Annotated in this window: 14 protein-coding genes and 1 pseudogene; 5 read left to right on the plus strand and 10 right to left on the minus strand. The window is 72.4% G+C overall.

The genetic code is table 11. The features are described 5' to 3' along the window. A complete protein-coding gene (locus tag ACFYXK_RS15820; protein WP_389411636.1) occupies positions 1-672 on the minus strand; it encodes a hypothetical protein in 672 nt (223 codons plus the stop codon). Between the two features lie 228 nt (positions 673-900). On the opposite strand from ACFYXK_RS15820, the gene ACFYXK_RS15825 reads away from it, so the two are divergent. From ACFYXK_RS15825 to ACFYXK_RS15835, 3 genes are all read left to right on the plus strand, one after another. Further along, positions 901-1797: a sigma-70 family RNA polymerase sigma factor gene (locus tag ACFYXK_RS15825; protein ID WP_389411637.1), complete on the plus strand. Its 897-nt coding sequence runs from the start codon at positions 901-903 to the stop codon at positions 1795-1797. A 398-nt stretch (positions 1798-2195) separates the two neighbouring features. After that, entirely contained in the window at positions 2196-3704 is a 1509-nt protein-coding gene (locus ACFYXK_RS15830; protein ID WP_389411638.1) for an APC family permease, read from the plus strand. A 76-nt stretch (positions 3705-3780) separates the two neighbouring features. Next, entirely contained in the window at positions 3781-4737 is a 957-nt protein-coding gene (locus ACFYXK_RS15835) for a hypothetical protein (protein ID WP_389411639.1), read from the plus strand. A gap of 66 nt (positions 4738-4803) precedes the next feature. Here the strand turns inward: ACFYXK_RS15835 and ACFYXK_RS15840 are convergent, their stop codons facing one another. The 7 genes and pseudogenes from ACFYXK_RS15840 to ACFYXK_RS15870 all read right to left on the minus strand — a co-directional run bounded on the left by ACFYXK_RS15840 (position 4804) and on the right by ACFYXK_RS15870 (position 10838). Continuing rightward, positions 4804-6672, minus strand: a complete 1869-nt coding sequence (locus ACFYXK_RS15840; protein WP_389411665.1) for a DUF262 domain-containing protein — start codon at positions 6670-6672, stop codon at positions 4804-4806. Positions 6673-6789: 117 nt separating this feature from the next. Next, positions 6790-7014, minus strand: a pseudogene (locus ACFYXK_RS15845) (hypothetical protein); the annotation flags it as partial. Beyond that, positions 6981-7604 carry a glyoxalase gene (locus ACFYXK_RS15850; RefSeq protein ID WP_389411640.1) on the minus strand — a complete coding sequence of 208 codons (624 nt, stop codon included), beginning with the start codon at positions 7602-7604 and terminating at the stop codon, positions 6981-6983. The gene ACFYXK_RS15850 and the pseudogene ACFYXK_RS15845, both read right to left, overlap by 34 nt. A 5-nt stretch (positions 7605-7609) precedes the next feature. Continuing rightward, complete coding sequence (locus tag ACFYXK_RS15855; RefSeq protein ID WP_389411641.1) at positions 7610-8056, minus strand: helix-turn-helix transcriptional regulator; 447 nt, start codon at positions 8054-8056, stop codon at positions 7610-7612. 177 nt (positions 8057-8233) lie between these two features. After that, complete coding sequence (locus ACFYXK_RS15860; RefSeq protein ID WP_383506471.1) at positions 8234-8644, minus strand: VOC family protein; 411 nt, start codon at positions 8642-8644, stop codon at positions 8234-8236. Positions 8645-8743: 99 nt separating this feature from the next. Then, a complete protein-coding gene (locus ACFYXK_RS15865; RefSeq protein ID WP_389411642.1) occupies positions 8744-9709 on the minus strand; it encodes an NAD(P)H-dependent flavin oxidoreductase in 966 nt (321 codons plus the stop codon). Between the two features lie 190 nt (positions 9710-9899). Continuing rightward, positions 9900-10838 (minus strand): alpha/beta fold hydrolase, encoded by a 939-nt coding sequence (locus ACFYXK_RS15870; protein WP_389411643.1) that lies wholly within the window; start codon positions 10836-10838, stop codon positions 9900-9902. 105 nt (positions 10839-10943) lie between these two features. Between ACFYXK_RS15870 and ACFYXK_RS15875 the strand changes: the two genes are divergently transcribed. Next, positions 10944-11567 (plus strand): TetR/AcrR family transcriptional regulator, encoded by a 624-nt coding sequence (locus ACFYXK_RS15875; protein ID WP_389411644.1) that lies wholly within the window; start codon positions 10944-10946, stop codon positions 11565-11567. A gap of 88 nt (positions 11568-11655) precedes the next feature. Here the strand turns inward: ACFYXK_RS15875 and ACFYXK_RS15880 are convergent, their stop codons facing one another. Next, positions 11656-12858, minus strand: coding sequence for an NAD(P)/FAD-dependent oxidoreductase (locus ACFYXK_RS15880; protein WP_389411645.1), 1203 nt, complete (start codon positions 12856-12858; stop codon positions 11656-11658). Between the two features lie 112 nt (positions 12859-12970). Continuing rightward, positions 12971-13915 (minus strand): RNA polymerase sigma factor SigJ, encoded by a 945-nt coding sequence (sigJ, locus tag ACFYXK_RS15885; RefSeq protein WP_389411646.1) that lies wholly within the window; start codon positions 13913-13915, stop codon positions 12971-12973. A gap of 154 nt (positions 13916-14069) precedes the next feature. On the opposite strand from sigJ, the gene ACFYXK_RS15890 reads away from it, so the two are divergent. Further along, on the plus strand, positions 14070-15338 hold the full coding sequence (locus ACFYXK_RS15890; RefSeq protein ID WP_389411647.1) for an ATP-binding protein: 1269 nt from the start codon (positions 14070-14072) through the stop codon (positions 15336-15338). The last annotated feature ends 91 nt before the right edge of the window (positions 15339-15429 follow it).

Raw genomic sequence — 15429 nt, forward strand, 5'->3', positions numbered from 1 at the left:
CTACTTCGTGCCGGGCGTCCACTTCATCCCGAGCCGATACGCACGCGAGATGACGTCCTGCACGCCCGGACCGTCCTCGGGGGTGAACCACCGCACCTCGCGGTTGACCATCAGCTCGTCCTTCCGGCGCTTGATCAGGGCGATGGCACAGGAACGGGCCCGCGGCGGACACTCGTCCAGCCGGACCTCGAACCGGTCCCCGCGAGGGGACGACAGCGTCACGACGGCGTCGAGCCCGCGGAAGTCCGCGAGGCCTTCGTAGATGTAGACGAAGAGCAGCAGCTTGGAGAACTCGGCCTGGTGGTCGAGGTTGATCACGAGGTTCTCGCCGGCGTCGCGCGCGCCGGTCCGGTCGTCCGCGTCCAGTGCGACGAACGGGAAGTCGTCCACCGCCCCGAACGCGTTCCCGAGGGCCTGCACCACGGTCTTGCTGCCGTCCCGGCACACGATCATGCAGCCGAGGTCCAGGTCGACGTCCGCCGCGGCGCCCGCCCGCAGGGCGCCGCGCAGCCGGCCGAACAGGCCCCGGGCCGTCTGCGCCTCCCGTCGGGCGGCTGCGCGCGGCGACGTCCAGTTCAGGTTCACCCGGATCAGGCCGGAGGTCACCCCGTGCTTGTCCAGCGACACCGCAGGGGCGGCCTTGGTGAGTATCACGCTTCTCGGCTCGGTCATCTCGCCGGCGCCTTTCCCGGAGGGTGCGGGGGGCTTCCACCGTACGGGCCGCCGTGCCGCGCGTGGTCGGTACGGCGGAATCCGGTGCTCATGCTCTGGACCGGCCGGCCATCGGTCGCGGGCAAACGGCAGGGGGAGAGCATCCGGCCGGATTCCATGGGCACATGACGCACCGTCCGGTTACCGTCCATGCGTGTACTTACGATCAACGACACGAGGACGTGACAGGTGAGCGAGCAGGACGCCCTGGCCCGGCGCTTCGAGGAGCACCGCCCCCATCTGCGGGCGGTGGCCTACCGGATGCTGGGTTCGATCAGCGAGTCCGAGGACGCCGTGCAGGAGGCCTGGCTGAGGCTGAGCCGCTCGGACGTCACCGCCGTGGAGAACCTGGGCGGCTGGCTGACCACCGTGGTCGGCCGGGTGTGCCTGGACATGCTGCGCTCGCGCACCACACGGCGCGAGGATCCGCTGGAGGACCAGGACGGGTACGTCCGGCTGCCCGACCCGGTCGTCACGGGGCTCGCAGCCATCGATCCGGAGCAGGAGGTCCTCGTCGCCGACTCGGTGGGCATCGCGCTGCTGGTGGTCCTGGAGACCCTGGCACCCGCCGAGCGGCTCGCCTTCGTCCTGCACGACCTGTTCGCGGTCCCCTTCGACGAGATCGCCCCGGTCCTCGGCCGTACCGCGGCCTCCACCCGCCAGCTGGCCAGCCGCGCCCGCCGCCGGGTCCAGGGCGCCGCGCCCGCCCCCGACACCGACCTGGTGCGCACCCGGGAGGTCGTGGAGGCCTTCCTCGCCGCCTCGCGCGGCGGGGACCTCGACGCGCTCCTCGATCTCCTCGACCCCGATGTCGTGGCCCGCTCCGACGGCGGCACGCTGCGCCGCAGCGCGGTCCGGCGCGGTGCGGCGGACGTCGCCTCGAGCGCCGTCATGTTCGCCCGGATCGCCTCTGCCGCCCACCCGGTCTTCGTCAACGGCATTCCCGGGGTGCTCGCCATGGTGGAAGGCGAGCCGCTGTCGCTCATGGCGTTCACCGTCAAGGACGGAAAGATCGTCGCGCTCGACATCCTCGCGGACCCGCAGCGCCTCGCGCAGATCGATCTGGGGGCCGTCCTGGGCGGCTGAGCCGCACGCGCCGAACTGCCCGGCCCGGTTCCGGTCTTGCCGAGGATCACCACTGAATCCTCGGTGGACCGGGAAAGCTTGCATTGATTCGAATATCAATAACCGGGTCGATCGTCGGTATCTTCGCTCGAACCCTTGCGCTTCCTGGGCGGTTTGGGCAGGATCTGGTTCCTGTTCAGCCGCCCGGTCGTGCGATCCGCAACCGGGTCGGCTCTGCAAGGGCCGGGAACGCCACCGCGAAGCCGCCCGTATTCGCGATGCGCCGGGCATCCCCGCGAATTGCCCCGGCCCCCTTTCCCCTCTTTCCCGCCTCCCTCCCCTCCCTCCCCTTTCCCCCCGTTTCTTTCCTCTTTCCCTCCCCCTTTTTTCCTTGGTACGCCTCCAGGAAAGACGTGATCGTGAACAAGCACTCTGGTGCCGGAGGGAGTCTGCGGGCCGACGCGCTGGGCACGTTCGACTCCGTCGTGATGGCCGTGGCGGGCTGCGGCCTGGCCTACACCATCGCGGGCACCTTCCCCGCACTGATAGCCGCCGTCGGTGTCGCCGGACCGGCCGTCCTCCTGTACTGCGCCCTCCCCGTCCTCGGCGTCGCCCTCGCCTTCCGCCACCTGGGCCGCCTGGACCCGAACGCCGGGGCCTCGTACGCCTGGACGGGCCGGTCGCTGCATCCCTTCCTCGGCTTCCTCAGCGGCTGGGCGCTCGTCGTCTCCGCCACCGTGTTCATGGCCTCCACCGCACGGCCGGCCGGCGCCGCGACGCTGGCCCTCTTCGGGGTCCCGGCGGCCGGCCACACCATCCTGGCCACGGTCGTCGGCGCGGGCTGGTTCCTGCTCATGGCCGGCGTCGTCATGCACGGCGCCCGGATCAGCGCCCACGCCCAGACCGCCGTCACCGGGACGCAGCTCGTACTGCTCCTGGCGTTCGCCGTCGCAGCCCTGTCCAAGGACGGCAACGTGGCGGACTTCTCCCTCTCCTGGTTCGGCTTCAGCCATTTCGACGGCCAACACCACTTCGTGACGGGCGCGTTGATCGCCGTCTTCGCCTACTGGGGCTGGGATGTGACCAGCAACCTCGGCGAGGAGACTCGCGGCGGCCGCCGCAGCTCGGGGTTCGGCGGGGTGATCGGCGTCGTGACGTGCTTCGCGCTGTTCGTCGTCTTCACGATCTCCGTCAACATCCTCGTCGGCACCGACGTCGTACGGCAGAACCCCGAGTCCTTCCTGACCGTCCTCGGGGACGCGGTCTGGCCGGGCTGGGGCGGCCGGCTGCTCGTCCTCGCGGTACTGCTCTCCACCGTCGCCACGCTGGAGACCTCGCTCATCCAGGCCACCCGTACCCTCTTCGCCATGGGCCGCGACCGCACCCTCCCCCCGGCGTTCGGCCGCATCCACTCCCGCCGGCAGACGCCGTGGACCGCCACCGCGGTCGTCGCCGGCGTCGCGCTCGCCCTCACGGTCGCGGCCAACCTGGGCTCCGGCGCGGGCTCCGGCGCCGGAGTGCGGCTGCTCGCCGACGCGGTCAGCGGCGTGGGCCTGCTGATCTGCTTCTACTACGGCCTCGCCGCGTTCTCCGCCGTCGTGGTCCACCGCAAGCAGCTGTTCGCGTCCGCGGGGAACCTGCTCCTCATCGGCCTGTGGCCGCTGGGCGGCGGACTGTTCATGGTGTGGATCTTCGTCCGGTCGCTGACCGAGCTGAACGCCCTCGCCCTCGGCATCGGGCTCGGCACCCTCGTGCTGGGCGTCGTGCCGATGCTGAGGTACCGGCAGCACGGCCGCTCGTACTACGAGGCGGTCCCGCTGGACCCCGAACGCGCCCGGGCCGTGGACGCCTCGTACGGAGTCACCGACCTCGACCCCTCCTCCCGCGCGGACACGGACCGGCCCGACGAACTCCTCACCGACTTCTGAGCCGTCGGCCCGTACCTCCGCAGTACCGCAGGTCCCCAGATGGTTGGTCCGTCGATCCGAGGAGGGTCCTGTCCGCATGGCCATGGCCTGGAAACGCCGCCGCTCCCCGGCGGCACCGCAGTACGATCCCGCATTCGGTGACAAGGCCCTGTCGGAGGCCTGCCAGGACGTCGCCGCCGGCCGCTGGCAGGGCCTGCGCGACCTGCTCGCGGCCGGTGCGCCCCGCGACTGGGACCGGCGCAGCCACCGGATCCGGCTGCTGGCCGACGCCGCCGCGGACCGGCGGGTCGCGGAGGCCTGGCAGGCCTCCGAGCCGGACAGCCCCGACGCGCTCGTGCTCCGCGCCGACATCGAGGTGATGCGGATGTTCGCGGTCGCCCGCCGCGGGACCATGCCTGCCGTCAACCGCCTCGACTGGACCGCCCGGATCTGCCTGCACGCCTCCGAGGCGGCCCCGGAGGACCCCCATCCGTGGGTCTCGCTGGTGACGCTGGCCCGGCTGTACGAGGGCGGGCACGCCTCCATGGGGCGGTGGTGGCAGGAGCTCTGCGCGCGCGACCCGTACCACCGGGAGGCGCACCACCAGGGGCTGCGCTACATGTCCGCCCGCTGGCACGGCTCGCACGGCCAGGCGTACAACTTCGCGCGGGACCGCGCGGCCGCCGCCCCGCCGGGCTCGCCCCTCGCGGTCCTGCCTCAGGTGGCCCGGGCGGAGCAGTACCGGCACCGGGCGCAGAGCGAGGGCAGGCACAGCCTGGACCTGCTGCACCACTGGAGCGGCGACGCGGGCCGCTGGGACCTGCGCACGACGATGGAGCGCTGGATCAGGTCCCGTACGGCCCCGCAGGCCCAGGACGTGGCCGACCTCAACCACCTGGCCCACGGCCTGGTCCACGCCGACATGCTCACGGACGCGGCCACGGTCTTCGACCTCCTGGACGGCCGGGCCACCCGGGTCCCGTGGGCCTACACCGGCGACCCGCAGGAGCAGTACGTCCGCTGGCGAGCCCGCGCCCACGCCGCCGCCCGCTGACCGGGCGGCGGCGGGAGGAGGGCGCCCCGCTGCTCCTCGGCCCCGGCGGGCGAGCCGGCTGCGGACTCAGGACACCCAGGCGGCGGCCGCCCCGGCCTCGCCGGAGCCGGAGTCGGAACCGGAACCGGAGCCGGAGTCGGAGGCGCCGTCGGACTCGGCGTCCGTCAGGATCGCCTTGCCCATCTCGCCCGAGATCGCGGCGAGCAGGGCCGCCTTGCGGGCGGCGAAGAAGCCGTCGAAGTCGTCGGACCGCATGAGGGCGGGGCCGGCGACGTGGGTGCGGACGTGCGCGTCGAGCTCCTCCGGGCCGATCTCGGCGGTCCTGGCCAGCTGGGCCAGGTAGGCGGAGGGGGCCTGGCTGCCGATGATCCGGTTCGTGCGGGCCGTCAGGGGGGTCTTGTTGACGATGGAGTTGTAGATCTCCGGCTTGAACCCGTTCTGCTCGCACCACGCCTTCGGGAAGACGTGGTGGATGTCGACGGCCTCGTCGAAGTAGTCGGTCACCTTCACGGGTTCGCCCGTCCGCCAGTCGGCCGCCCCGGCTTTGAGCAGCAGCGCGTAGATGCCCTTGTACGCGGCGCTCTGGCGGGTGCGCAGGGTCAGCAGCCGGCCCGGCGCGAACTGCGCGGCCGTGACCGTGCGCGGCTCCTGGTCGCTGCCGCGGATCCATTCCACGACGTCCGGCAGGTCCTGGCTGAACCGGGTCTCGGTCGAGCCTCCGTACAGCTCCCCGAACACTCCGCACCAGTACCAGCGGGCGAGCTTGCGCTGGGCGCCGGCCGGCTCGGCCGCGTTCCCGGCGGCGGCCAGGACGGCGGCGAGGGGGATGAGCTGGGTGCCGTACGGCAGGAACTTCGTGTCGAAGAAGTGCTGCTGGTGCAGGAACTTCGCGGCCTTCTTGAAGCCCTCGACGACGGCCGGCGCATGCTCCTCGTAGTCCTTGAGGGAGAGCGCGAGCATGTCCTTGCGCTTGCAGCCGACCCGGGGGAGGCGGTCCTCCTCGGTGACGTGCGCGGCTTCCGCCACGCGCCGGCGGTAGGTGGCCAGCAGGGTGACTGCCTGGAGGAAGTCGGTGTTGGAGACCTCGCGCAGGATGCGGTACTCCGGTGCCTGCCATGCGGCGCGGCACACGCGCTCCCAGTGGTCGCGGAGATCGAACTCGTCCGCCGCGTAGGTGGCGGTCAGCAGCTCGAAGACGGTCAGCGTGACACCGCCGGTGTTGACCTTCTCGAAGACCTGGCAGACGGCCTGGCGCTCGGTCGCCTTGCCGAGTTCGATGACGGGGACGTGGTAGAGGATGAACGGCTTGACGAAGGCCTTGTCGAAGTCCTTCCAGATCCGGCGCATGGCCCTGTCGTCGTCCCAGTACTCCTCGAAGCCCTCCTCCCAGTCGTCGGAGTCCAGCACGGAGTTGAGCGGGAAGAAGAGGGCCTCGTACTCCTTCTCCCGGGTGGAGAGGTCGATCTGCACCTCGCCGCGGAAGTTGACCACCTTGCGGGACGCGGGCAGGAAGCGGATGGTGTCCTCGCGGTCGGTGAAACCGTCGAGGACCTTGCGCATGTCGACGTAGAACCAGCCGGACACGGCCTGCTTGCGGACGTCCTGGGTGGCGACGGGCCGGTCGAGCTTGAGCGACTGGAACAGGGACGTCAGCCGCTGCTGCCCGTCCAGGACCAAGGACTCCGGCTCCCGGGGCCCCGGCAGCGTGGCGCCCTCGATCGGGCGGTACTTGAAGCGGACGTCGCCTCCGGCGCGGAGCGTCATCAGGGTGCCGAGGGGGTAGCCGAGGGAAATCGAAGCCAGCAGACTCGCGATGTTCGGGTACGGCCAGACCCAGCCGCGCTGGAACTCGGGCAGCTGTGCCCGGCCGTCCGCGACCTGCTGCAACAGGTCGCGCAGCGGTCGCTTGTCGATGCTGAATGCTTCCTCGGCCACATCGGCTCCTTCGGGCGCGGCGCTCTCGCGTCTCACGGCATGACGCGCCCGACAGTACTGGGAGCGTGCCGGCGCCGGGCGGGCATCGTCGCAGCTGCCCGCGCGGCAGGCTCCCGCCTTGCCGTCCCCGGCGTACGCCGTCATCCCGTACCAGAGCTTCGGCGAGAGGCCCGGCGCGCTGGCCTCGACGATGGCGTGGAGCCGTTCGGCGAGGACGCGGTCCGCTTCCGGCATCTCGGCGATCTTCGCGAGGACGTCGCCCTCGGCGTCCGCCTTGGCCGCGCGCGAACCGCGGCGCGCGGTCGTCTTCAGGTCCTGGGCGCCATCGATGCGGCCTGCCACGCGAACCCGTCCGGGTCGGTGAAGGAGCCGGCATCGCTGCCCAGTACGAGCCGGTGGGATCCGGCGCCGTCGGCGGGCACGCCGAGGTCCTTGGCGAGGGCGCGGCGTCCGTACAGCGCCAGCTTGATGCGGTCCGAAGGGGCCCCGAACTGGACGTACTTGCTGCCGAAGCTCTTCTCGACGGCGAGGCCCTGGCCGACGTAGAACCGCTTGCTCGCGGACACGTCCGCCGTGCCCAGCAGGAGCACGATCTCGTCGATCTGCCGGGTGTCCGGGCCGGTGTCCTTCTTCGCCGACGTGGCGACCTTCCAGATCGTCCCGTCGGGGGCCCGTACGACGCCGCCGTAGCCCCAGAAGGACTTCGAGGCGGGCTTCACGGTCGTGGCGCCTGCGTCGAGGGCGGCGCCGATGAATCCGTCGACGGTGGCGGGCCGGGACACGGTGAGCGCCAGGGCGAACCCGCGGAAGCCGGACGTCGGCGCCTCCGAGGCCTGCAGGCGCAGCCGGGAGCCCAGGCCGAAGGCGGTGTAGAAGCGGTCGGCGGCGGTGTGGTCGGCCACCTCGAGGGTGACGGATGCGATGGAGTTCATGCAGATCACGCTAGTTCCGGCGCGGTCACCGGTGCTTCTCGATTCCTGACGGGTCTGGTGACCTGCTTCGCCACGCACGACGGTATGCCCGCCGCCCCGTCCGCCGCGCGGCGCCGGTAGACGCTGGGCGGCATGCCGACCAGCTCGGCGAAGCGGGTGCTGAAGGTGCCCAGGGACGAGCAGCCGACCGCGAAACAGACCTCGGTGACGCTGAGGTCGCCGCGGCGCAGCAGCGCCATCGCGCGCTCGATGCGCCGCGTCATCAGGTACGAGTACGGCGACTCGCCGTAGGCCAGCCGGAACTGGCGGCTGAGGTGCCCGGCCGACATGTTCACGCCGCGGGCGAGCGCCTCGACGTCCAGGGGCTGCTCGTACTCCCGGTCGATACGGTCGCGAACGCGGCGCAGCCGGGCGAGGTCGCTCAGGCGCTGCGCGGCGGTGAGTGCGCTCATCCACGCAGGATGGCACATGAGGGAACTCCGTTCATCGATGTTCGCGATCACCGGTCGGCCTCCAACTGGCAGACGGGGTCGGGGTGTTCGCCGGTGAGGGGGAGCGGGGGCGGGGCGGCCTGCGTCCTGGGTGACGCGGGCCGCCGAGGCCGGGGGGCGGTCCGGCTGCCGACGGGGTCAGCGCAGTTCCTGGATGCGGACCAGGTTGCCCGCGGGGTCGCGGAAGGCGCAGTCGCGTACGCCGTACGGCTGCTCGGTCGGCTCCTGGACGACCTCGGCGTCGGTGGCCTGCACCTTCTCGAAGGTGCCGTCGAGGTCCCGGGTGGCCAGCAGGATCCAGCCGTAGGTGCCCTTGGCCATCATCTCGACGACGGTGCGGCGCTCGTCCTCGGTGATCCCGGGGTCGGCGGCCGGCGGCGCCAGCAGGATGGACGTACCGGGCTGGCCGACGGGGCCGACCGTGATCCAGCGCATCTTGCCCTGGCCGACGTCGCTGCGGACCTCGAAGCCGAGGACGTCGCGGTAGAAGGCGACGGCGGCGTCCGGGTCGTCGTGCGGGAGGGCGGTGGTGTGAATGGTGAGGTCCATGACCATCACGCTAGCCGCGCCCCACCGGGCGGGCTTCTCGATTCCTGACCTGTCGGGCCAGGGGGTCGGGCCCCTGGGGCGGCCGATCGCCGGGTACGGTCACCGGCCGATGGCGTGCGCCGCTGCCGCCAGTGCCGCCTCGGCTTCCCGCACCGTCCGGCGGACGATCTCGCCGGCGGGCAGGACCTCGTGCACGAGGGCGGCCGACTGGCCGGTGAAGGGGAGGTACTCCTCGCCGCCCCCGGCGCGGATCGCGGCCATCACGCGGGGCACGATCTCCTCGGGGTCGACCTGGTCGGGGTGCTCGCGCAGGGCGTCCAGCAGCGGAGTGCGCAGGCAGCGCGGTACCCCGACACTGCCGGGGCGGTTGAACGGCGGCAGGATCCGCTCGCCGTTGACGACCTTCACCGCGTCCCCGGCAGCGGACTCGACGATCCGGTTCTTCCACGCCTGCGACACGTTCATCTCCGCCGAGGCGAGGAAGCGCGTCCCCATCAGCACCCCCTGCGCTCCGAGCGCCAGGGCCGCGGCCAGGCCGCGCCCGTCGGCGATCCCGCCGGCCGCGAGTACGGGTACGTCGTCCGCCAGGTCCACGACGTCCGGGACCATCACCATCGTGCCGACGTCCCCGCCGTGCCCGCCGGCCTCGCCGCCCTGCGCGACCAGCACGTCCGCTCCGGCCCGCAGCGCCTCGTCGGCCTGACGGAGGTCGGTGACCAGCTGGATCCAGAGGATGCCGGCATCGTGGGCCCGGGTGATCAGGTCGGGCGGTACCGCCAGATGGAAGGAGATCGCTGTCGGCCGCTCCTCGATGGTGGCCTGGAAAGCCTCCTCGTTGAGGGGCCGGGTCGTGTGGTTGATCGCGAACGGCCGGTCCGTCAGCTGCCGCATCCGGGCCCACTGCTCCTTCAGGTCCGCAAGGGGCCGGACGGCGGTGCCCAGACTGCCCAGGCCGCCCGCCCGGCACACCGCCGCGGCGAGATCGACCTCCTCCCAGGGGCCGAAGGCCGCGCAGACGACCGGGGCGTCGATACCGAGAAGTCGGCACACAGGGGTGGTCAGCATCCAGCACCTCCAGCAGCTGCGCCGGGCCTTCGCTGAACGGCGTCGTCCGCGCCGCATGCTCCTGCGTCCATCGTCTCGCGCCCGGACTCACGTGTCCCCCCGGGCCTCCGGGCGGCCGTGGCCAGGGCCCTCTCGGGGGCGCGGCCCTCGCCCCGCCCCCGCCTTCGCCCCGCCCTCGGCTCCTGCCGGGCTACGCGCCGATCGTGGCCGGGTCGAGGGAGTCGACGTCCTCCATGAAGCTCAGCATCCGGGCGTTGACCACGTCGGGGTGGTCGATCTGGGGCCCGTGCCCCGTCGCGGCGACGATCTCGGCGCGGGCTCCGGGGACGAGGCGCGGTACGCGTTCCAGCTGCCGCTTGGGGTGCACGAGCAGGCTGTGCTTGCCCATGATGAGGTACAGCGGGGTCCGGATGGATCGCAGGGCGTCCTCGGCCAGCGGCAGCGGTGCGGGGCGGCGGATCCGGTACGCGCGGGCGCCGAGCTGGATCCACTCGCGCATCTCGGGGATGGCGAGGACCGGCTGGTCCAGCCACCTGGCGAGCCGGGGGCGCAGCGCCTTGGGGGCGAAGGTGGCGAACAGGCTGATGAAGATCCAGACGAAGAAGCGCAGACCCACCTTCTCCAGGCCGCCGGGGTCGAGCGCGGTGACCGAGGCGAGCCGCTCCGGGCGCCGGTGGGCCTGGTTGAGCACGAGCCAGCCGCCGTAGGAGGAGCCGACGAGGTGGACCCGGTCGAGGCCGAGCGCGTCGAGGGCCTCGTCCATCCACTGGGCGGCACGCTCGGGCTGCCACATGGGCTCGCGGTGGATGCTGCGGCCCGCGTCGCCGGGGGTGTCGAGGGCGTAGACCGGGCGGTCGAGGCTGAGTCCGGGGGTGTTGGGGAACCACATGGCGGAGGAGTAGGCCGCGCCGTGGATCAGGACGATCGGCGTACGGGACTCGGCGGCGGGGTCCGTGGGGCCGTACCGGTAGACGTGCGTGGTGCCGAAGCTCGTCTCGACGTCCGCCTCGGAGCGGATGGGCGCCCCCATCGCGAAGAGGACGTCGGCGGCGGCGAAGTAGCGGTCGCGCAGGGTGTCGTTGACGTAGCGGCCGACGTCGCGGCGCACACGGGTCGTGTTCTCGGGCACGGGGCACCTCCTGGGAGATCCGTTTTCGTGATACGACCGTACCATATTGGTGGTACGGCGGTACCATAAAGGGGACCCACCACCGACGGGCGGAGACACCAGCACATGCCGAAGCGTGTGGACCACGAGGAGCGGCGCGCCCAGATCGCCGATGCGCTCATCCGGGTCGCGGGGCGGCGAGGACTGCACGCGGTCGGCATGCGCGACGTGGCCGCGGAGGCCGGCGTGTCCCTACGGCTCGTGCAGTACTACTTCGAGACCAAGGAGAAGCTGCTCTTCTACGGTCTCCAGCACCTGACCGACCGCTTCACGGCGCGGGTCGGCGCCCGCCTCGCCGCCGCCGGGCCGAACCCGGGCCCGCGCGCAACCATCGAGGCACTGCTCCTGGCCTCCCTGCCGACCGACGAGGAGGGCCGCACCTTCCACCTCCTCTACAGCTCCTACTCGATCCTGTCCGTGACGGACGAGGCGCTGGCGGCCCAGCCCTTCATCGACAACCCCGACGCCGCGGAGAACGCCGTGGCCGGCCTGCTCGAACAGGCCAAGGCGTCGGCCGTGGCCGACCCCGGCATCGACGCGCGCACGGAGGCGATCAGCCTGCTCGCCATGGCGGCGACCATGGGCACCAGCATCCTCGTGGGCCAGCGGAGTCCGGAGTCGGCCGTCGCCGTACTCCGGCACCACCTGGACCGGATCTTCGCGACCACCGGGACGCCGGCGACCGGGTAGGACCCCGGCCGGCGCGCCGATGCCGCACGCATGGCACGCGCGGCACGCGGCTCCGAGCCCGCCGCCGACCTCCCGGTGCCGGGCGGGGTCAGGCCGCTGCCTGCGCCCGTGCGCGGCTGCGGGTCTCCTGCCGTACGACCCGCCGGCGCCGGGACGGCATGCCCGCCGTCGGGTTGGCGACGCCCCAGGCCGCGCCCTTGCAGATCAGTTCCTTGTAGCGGGCGGCCAGACGGCCCGTCAGGGCCCGCTCGAGCGCCCGGTCGTCGGCGGTGACGAACTGGATCAGGCCCTCCCTGCGGCCGAGGGAGATGCACTGCTGGAAGTAGCGGATGGAGACGCGGGGGACCTTGGTACCGGTGAGACGGGCGGCGATGGCGTCGGCGGCCTGCCAGGCCATGGGGACGCCCGAGGCGCAGGACATGCGCAGGGGCTTGCCGCCCGGGCCGAGCGCCATCGCCGCGTCGCCCACGGCGTACACGTCCGGGTGGGAGAGCGAGCGCATCGTGCCGTCGACCGCGATCCGGCCGCCGTCGGTGACCTCCAGGGCGGTGGCCCGGGCGATCGGGTGGACGGCGAAGCCGGTGGTCCAGACCGTGGCCTCGGCGGGGATGGTCCGGCCGTCGGCGGTCGTCACGCCGTCCGCCTCCACGGCGGTGACCGCGGTGTGCTGGTGGACCGTGATGCCGAGCTCGTCCACCACCTTCCACAGGTGGGTGCGGCCCTTCTGCGAGAGCCAGTCACCGAGGGCGCCGCGGGCGGCCAGGGCGACGTCGAGGTCCGGGCGGGCCTCGGCGATCTCGGTCGCGGCCTCCAGGCCGGTCAAGCCGCCGCCCACCACGATCACGGGCCGGCCGGCGTCCAGGGCGGCCAGGCGATCGCGCAGCCGGAGCGCGCCGGGGCGGCTGGAGATCTCGTGGGCGTGTTCGGCGGTGCCGGGGACGCCTCCGTCGTTCCAGCTGCTGCCGAGGGCGTAGACCAGGGTGTCGTACCCCAGTTCCTCCCGCTCGAGGCCGTTCGCGGCGGTGACCGTCACCGTCTTGCGGTCCACGTCCACGGCGCCGACCTTCGCGAGCTTCAGTTCCACGCCCGTGCCCGCGAACATCTCGCCGAACGGCCGGGGCCCGAGGTCCTGGCCGGCCGCGAGCTGGTGCAGCCGGACCCGCTCGACGAAGTCGGGCTCGGGGTTGACGAGGGTGATGGTGACGTCCTCGCGGTGCAGCCGCTTGGCGAGGCGGCCAGCGGCGACGGCGCCGGTGTAGCCGGCTCCGAGGACGACGATGCGGTGCTGCATGTCCGTGCTCCTGTCTGGGCGGGGCCGCCGTTGTCCGGCGTGGTTTCGCACCTTGAACCGGGCAGCCCCGCGATTCCTGACAGGATCGAAGTGTGACCTGCGCCACACCACCTCAGAGGGTGTGGAGCGGGCCCTCCCCGTGGTCGGCTGCGGCCCACTGCTCGGTCGCGCGGACGAGCTTGTCGGGGTTGACCTGGCTGCGGATCGCGACGATGCCCTCCGTGGTGGCCTCCAGGCAGATGATCCCGACGACCCGGCCGTCCACGACCGCCACGATGGCGGGCCCGCCGTTGGCGGTCGTGGCGTAGATCTCGGGCGTGCCGCCGACATGGGCCCGCTTGGCCGCGCTGGGCTTGAACAGGCCGCGCATGAACGTCGCGACCGCGAGCGCGCCCTCGAACGCCTTCGCGCGGGCCGGCACCTTCCCGCCGCCGTCGCCGACCGCGAAGGCGTCCTGGGTGAGCAGGCGTACGAGGGGTTCGGTACGACCGGTGGTCGCCGCGGCCAGGAACTCCTCGACGATCCTCCGGGCGGCGGCCTCGTCGATCTCGGTGCGCGCCTTGCCGTCCGCGACGTGCTTCCTGGCCCGGTGGTAGGTCTGCTGGCTGGCGGCCTCGGTGATCTCCAGGATCTCGGCGATCTCCCGGTGCGGGTAGTCGAAGGCCTCGCGCAGCACGTACACCGCCCGCTCGCCCGGCGACAGGCGCTCCAGCAGGACGAGGACGGCGTACGACACCGAGTCGCGCTGCTCGGCGGTGTCGGCCGGGCCGAGCATCGGGTCCCCGGCGAGCAGCGGCTCGGGCAGCCACCTCCCCACGTACGTCTCGCGCCGGGCGCGTGCCGAAGTGAGCATGTTGAGGCACCAGTTGGTGAGGGCCTTCGTCAGCCAGGCCTCAGGCACCTCGATCCGCTCGACGTCGGCCGCCTGCCAGCGCAGGAACGTCTCCTGCACGGCGTCCTCCGCCTCGCTCGCCGAGCCGAGCAGCCGGTAGGCGATGGCCTCCAGCCGGGGCCTGGCGGTCTCGAACCGGTCCACGTCACTCATGATCAGGGCCATGCCCGGGATCCTAGGCGCCGCCGGGGCCGAGCGGCAGGAGGGACGGCGCTCCCCGGCGAGCAGCGGGTGGGGCGACGGGAACCGCACCCCTGTCGCGCGCGTCCCGCGCACATCGGCTGATGATGGGAGTACGGCCGAACGCGCGGAGCTGATCATGACGGGTTGGCGTGTCAGGGAGTACACCCAGGACGATCTCGAAGCGGTGATCCGGGTCGATGCGGAGAGCAGCCGGGCCGAAGAGCCGCCCCTCTTCCCGCTCTCGGACGCCGTGGCGGCCCTCCAGGCCCTCCACCCGGCGGTGGTGGCCACGGCGGACGAGGTGGTGGTCGGCGCCGCGGTGAGCAGGGTGGAGGGTGACCGGGCGTGGATCCTGCGCATCGGCGTGGCGCCTGCCTGGCGGCAACAGGGGCTGGGCAGCGACCTGATCACGGCCCTGGAGCACCGGCTGTTCGCCGCCGGCGTCCGAACCGTGCACGCCGTCCTGCCCGACGGCGAGACCGGTGCCGCCGCCCTGCACGACTGCGGCTTCGGCGCCCGTCCGGGCCTGGTCTTCTTCGAGAAGCGGGGGCGGGTGACCCCTCAGGCGGTGAGCATGCTCTCGTCGCTCGGAGCGGAGCTGCCGCCCGGGGGACTGTGGCAGAAGGTCGCGGGCATGCAGCGGGAGAAGCAGCTCATCGAACGACGCCTGGTCCTGCCACTGGCCCACCCCGGACTGGCCGCCCAGCACGGGGTGGAGCTGCCGCGGGCGGTGATGCTGTTCGGTCCGCCCGGAACCGGCAAGAGCACGTTCGCGCACGCCATAGCCAGCCGTCTGGGCTGGCCCTTCCTCGAACTGTTCCCCGCCCGGCTGGCCGCCGAGCACGGGCTGGCGAGCGGGCTGAACCGGCGCTTCGACGAGATCGCCCTGCTCGACCACGTCCTGGTCTTCATCGACGAGGTCGAGGAGATAGCGGGGACCCGGAGCGGCGCGGACGCGACCGCGGTCGGCGTCGTCAACGAACTGCTCAAGGCGATCGTCCGGTTCCGGGGCCAGGACGGGCGGCTGCTCGTCTGCGCCACGAACGACGTGACCACGCTCGACTCCGCGTTCCTGCGGCACGGCCGTTTCGACTACGTGCTGCCGATCGGCCCGCCCGATGACCGGGCGAGGACCGCGCTGTGGGAGAGCTACCTGGCCCGATCGGGTGCGCAGGCCGACAGCGCGGTGCTGGCGACCGCCAGCGAGGGGTTCACCCCTGCCGACATCGCCCATGTGGCGCATACCGTCTCCCAGGCCCAGTTCGAGCGCACCTTCGACACCGGAACCCGGGCCCGCCCCACCACCGAGGACTACCTGGGCACCATCGGCGACACCAGGCCCACGGTCAGCGCGGCCATGGCCCAGGAGTTCGCCCACCAGACCGAGGAGTTCGCCCGCATCTAGTGACCTGAGTCAGAGATTCGGTGGCAGTAGGCGGCGACTTTGTCGAGGATCTCGTCGGCGGTCTTCGTCCAGACGAAGGGCCTGGGCTGGT

It is taken from the genome of Streptomyces sp. NPDC002209 (assembly GCF_042890265.1).
Taxonomy (GTDB): domain Bacteria; phylum Actinomycetota; class Actinomycetes; order Streptomycetales; family Streptomycetaceae; genus Streptomyces.

Excerpts from the sequence above, each read along its gene's own strand:
- ACFYXK_RS15820 (WP_389411636.1), bottom strand. The coding sequence starts at position 672 with ATGACCGAGCCGAGAAGCGTGATACTCACCAAGGCCGCCCCTGCGGTG.
- ACFYXK_RS15835 (WP_389411639.1), top strand. The coding sequence starts at position 3,781 with ATGGCCATGGCCTGGAAACGCCGCCGCTCCCCGGCGGCACCGCAGTAC.
- ACFYXK_RS15850 (WP_389411640.1), bottom strand. The coding sequence starts at position 7,604 with ATGAACTCCATCGCATCCGTCACCCTCGAGGTGGCCGACCACACCGCC.
- ACFYXK_RS15855 (WP_389411641.1), bottom strand. The coding sequence starts at position 8,056 with ATGAGCGCACTCACCGCCGCGCAGCGCCTGAGCGACCTCGCCCGGCTG.
- ACFYXK_RS15860 (WP_383506471.1), bottom strand. The coding sequence starts at position 8,644 with ATGGACCTCACCATTCACACCACCGCCCTCCCGCACGACGACCCGGAC.
- ACFYXK_RS15865 (WP_389411642.1), bottom strand. The coding sequence starts at position 9,709 with ATGCTGACCACCCCTGTGTGCCGACTTCTCGGTATCGACGCCCCGGTC.
- ACFYXK_RS15875 (WP_389411644.1), top strand. The coding sequence starts at position 10,944 with ATGCCGAAGCGTGTGGACCACGAGGAGCGGCGCGCCCAGATCGCCGAT.
- ACFYXK_RS15880 (WP_389411645.1), bottom strand. The coding sequence starts at position 12,858 with ATGCAGCACCGCATCGTCGTCCTCGGAGCCGGCTACACCGGCGCCGTC.
- sigJ (WP_389411646.1), bottom strand. The coding sequence starts at position 13,915 with ATGGCCCTGATCATGAGTGACGTGGACCGGTTCGAGACCGCCAGGCCC.
- ACFYXK_RS15890 (WP_389411647.1), top strand. The coding sequence starts at position 14,070 with ATGACGGGTTGGCGTGTCAGGGAGTACACCCAGGACGATCTCGAAGCG.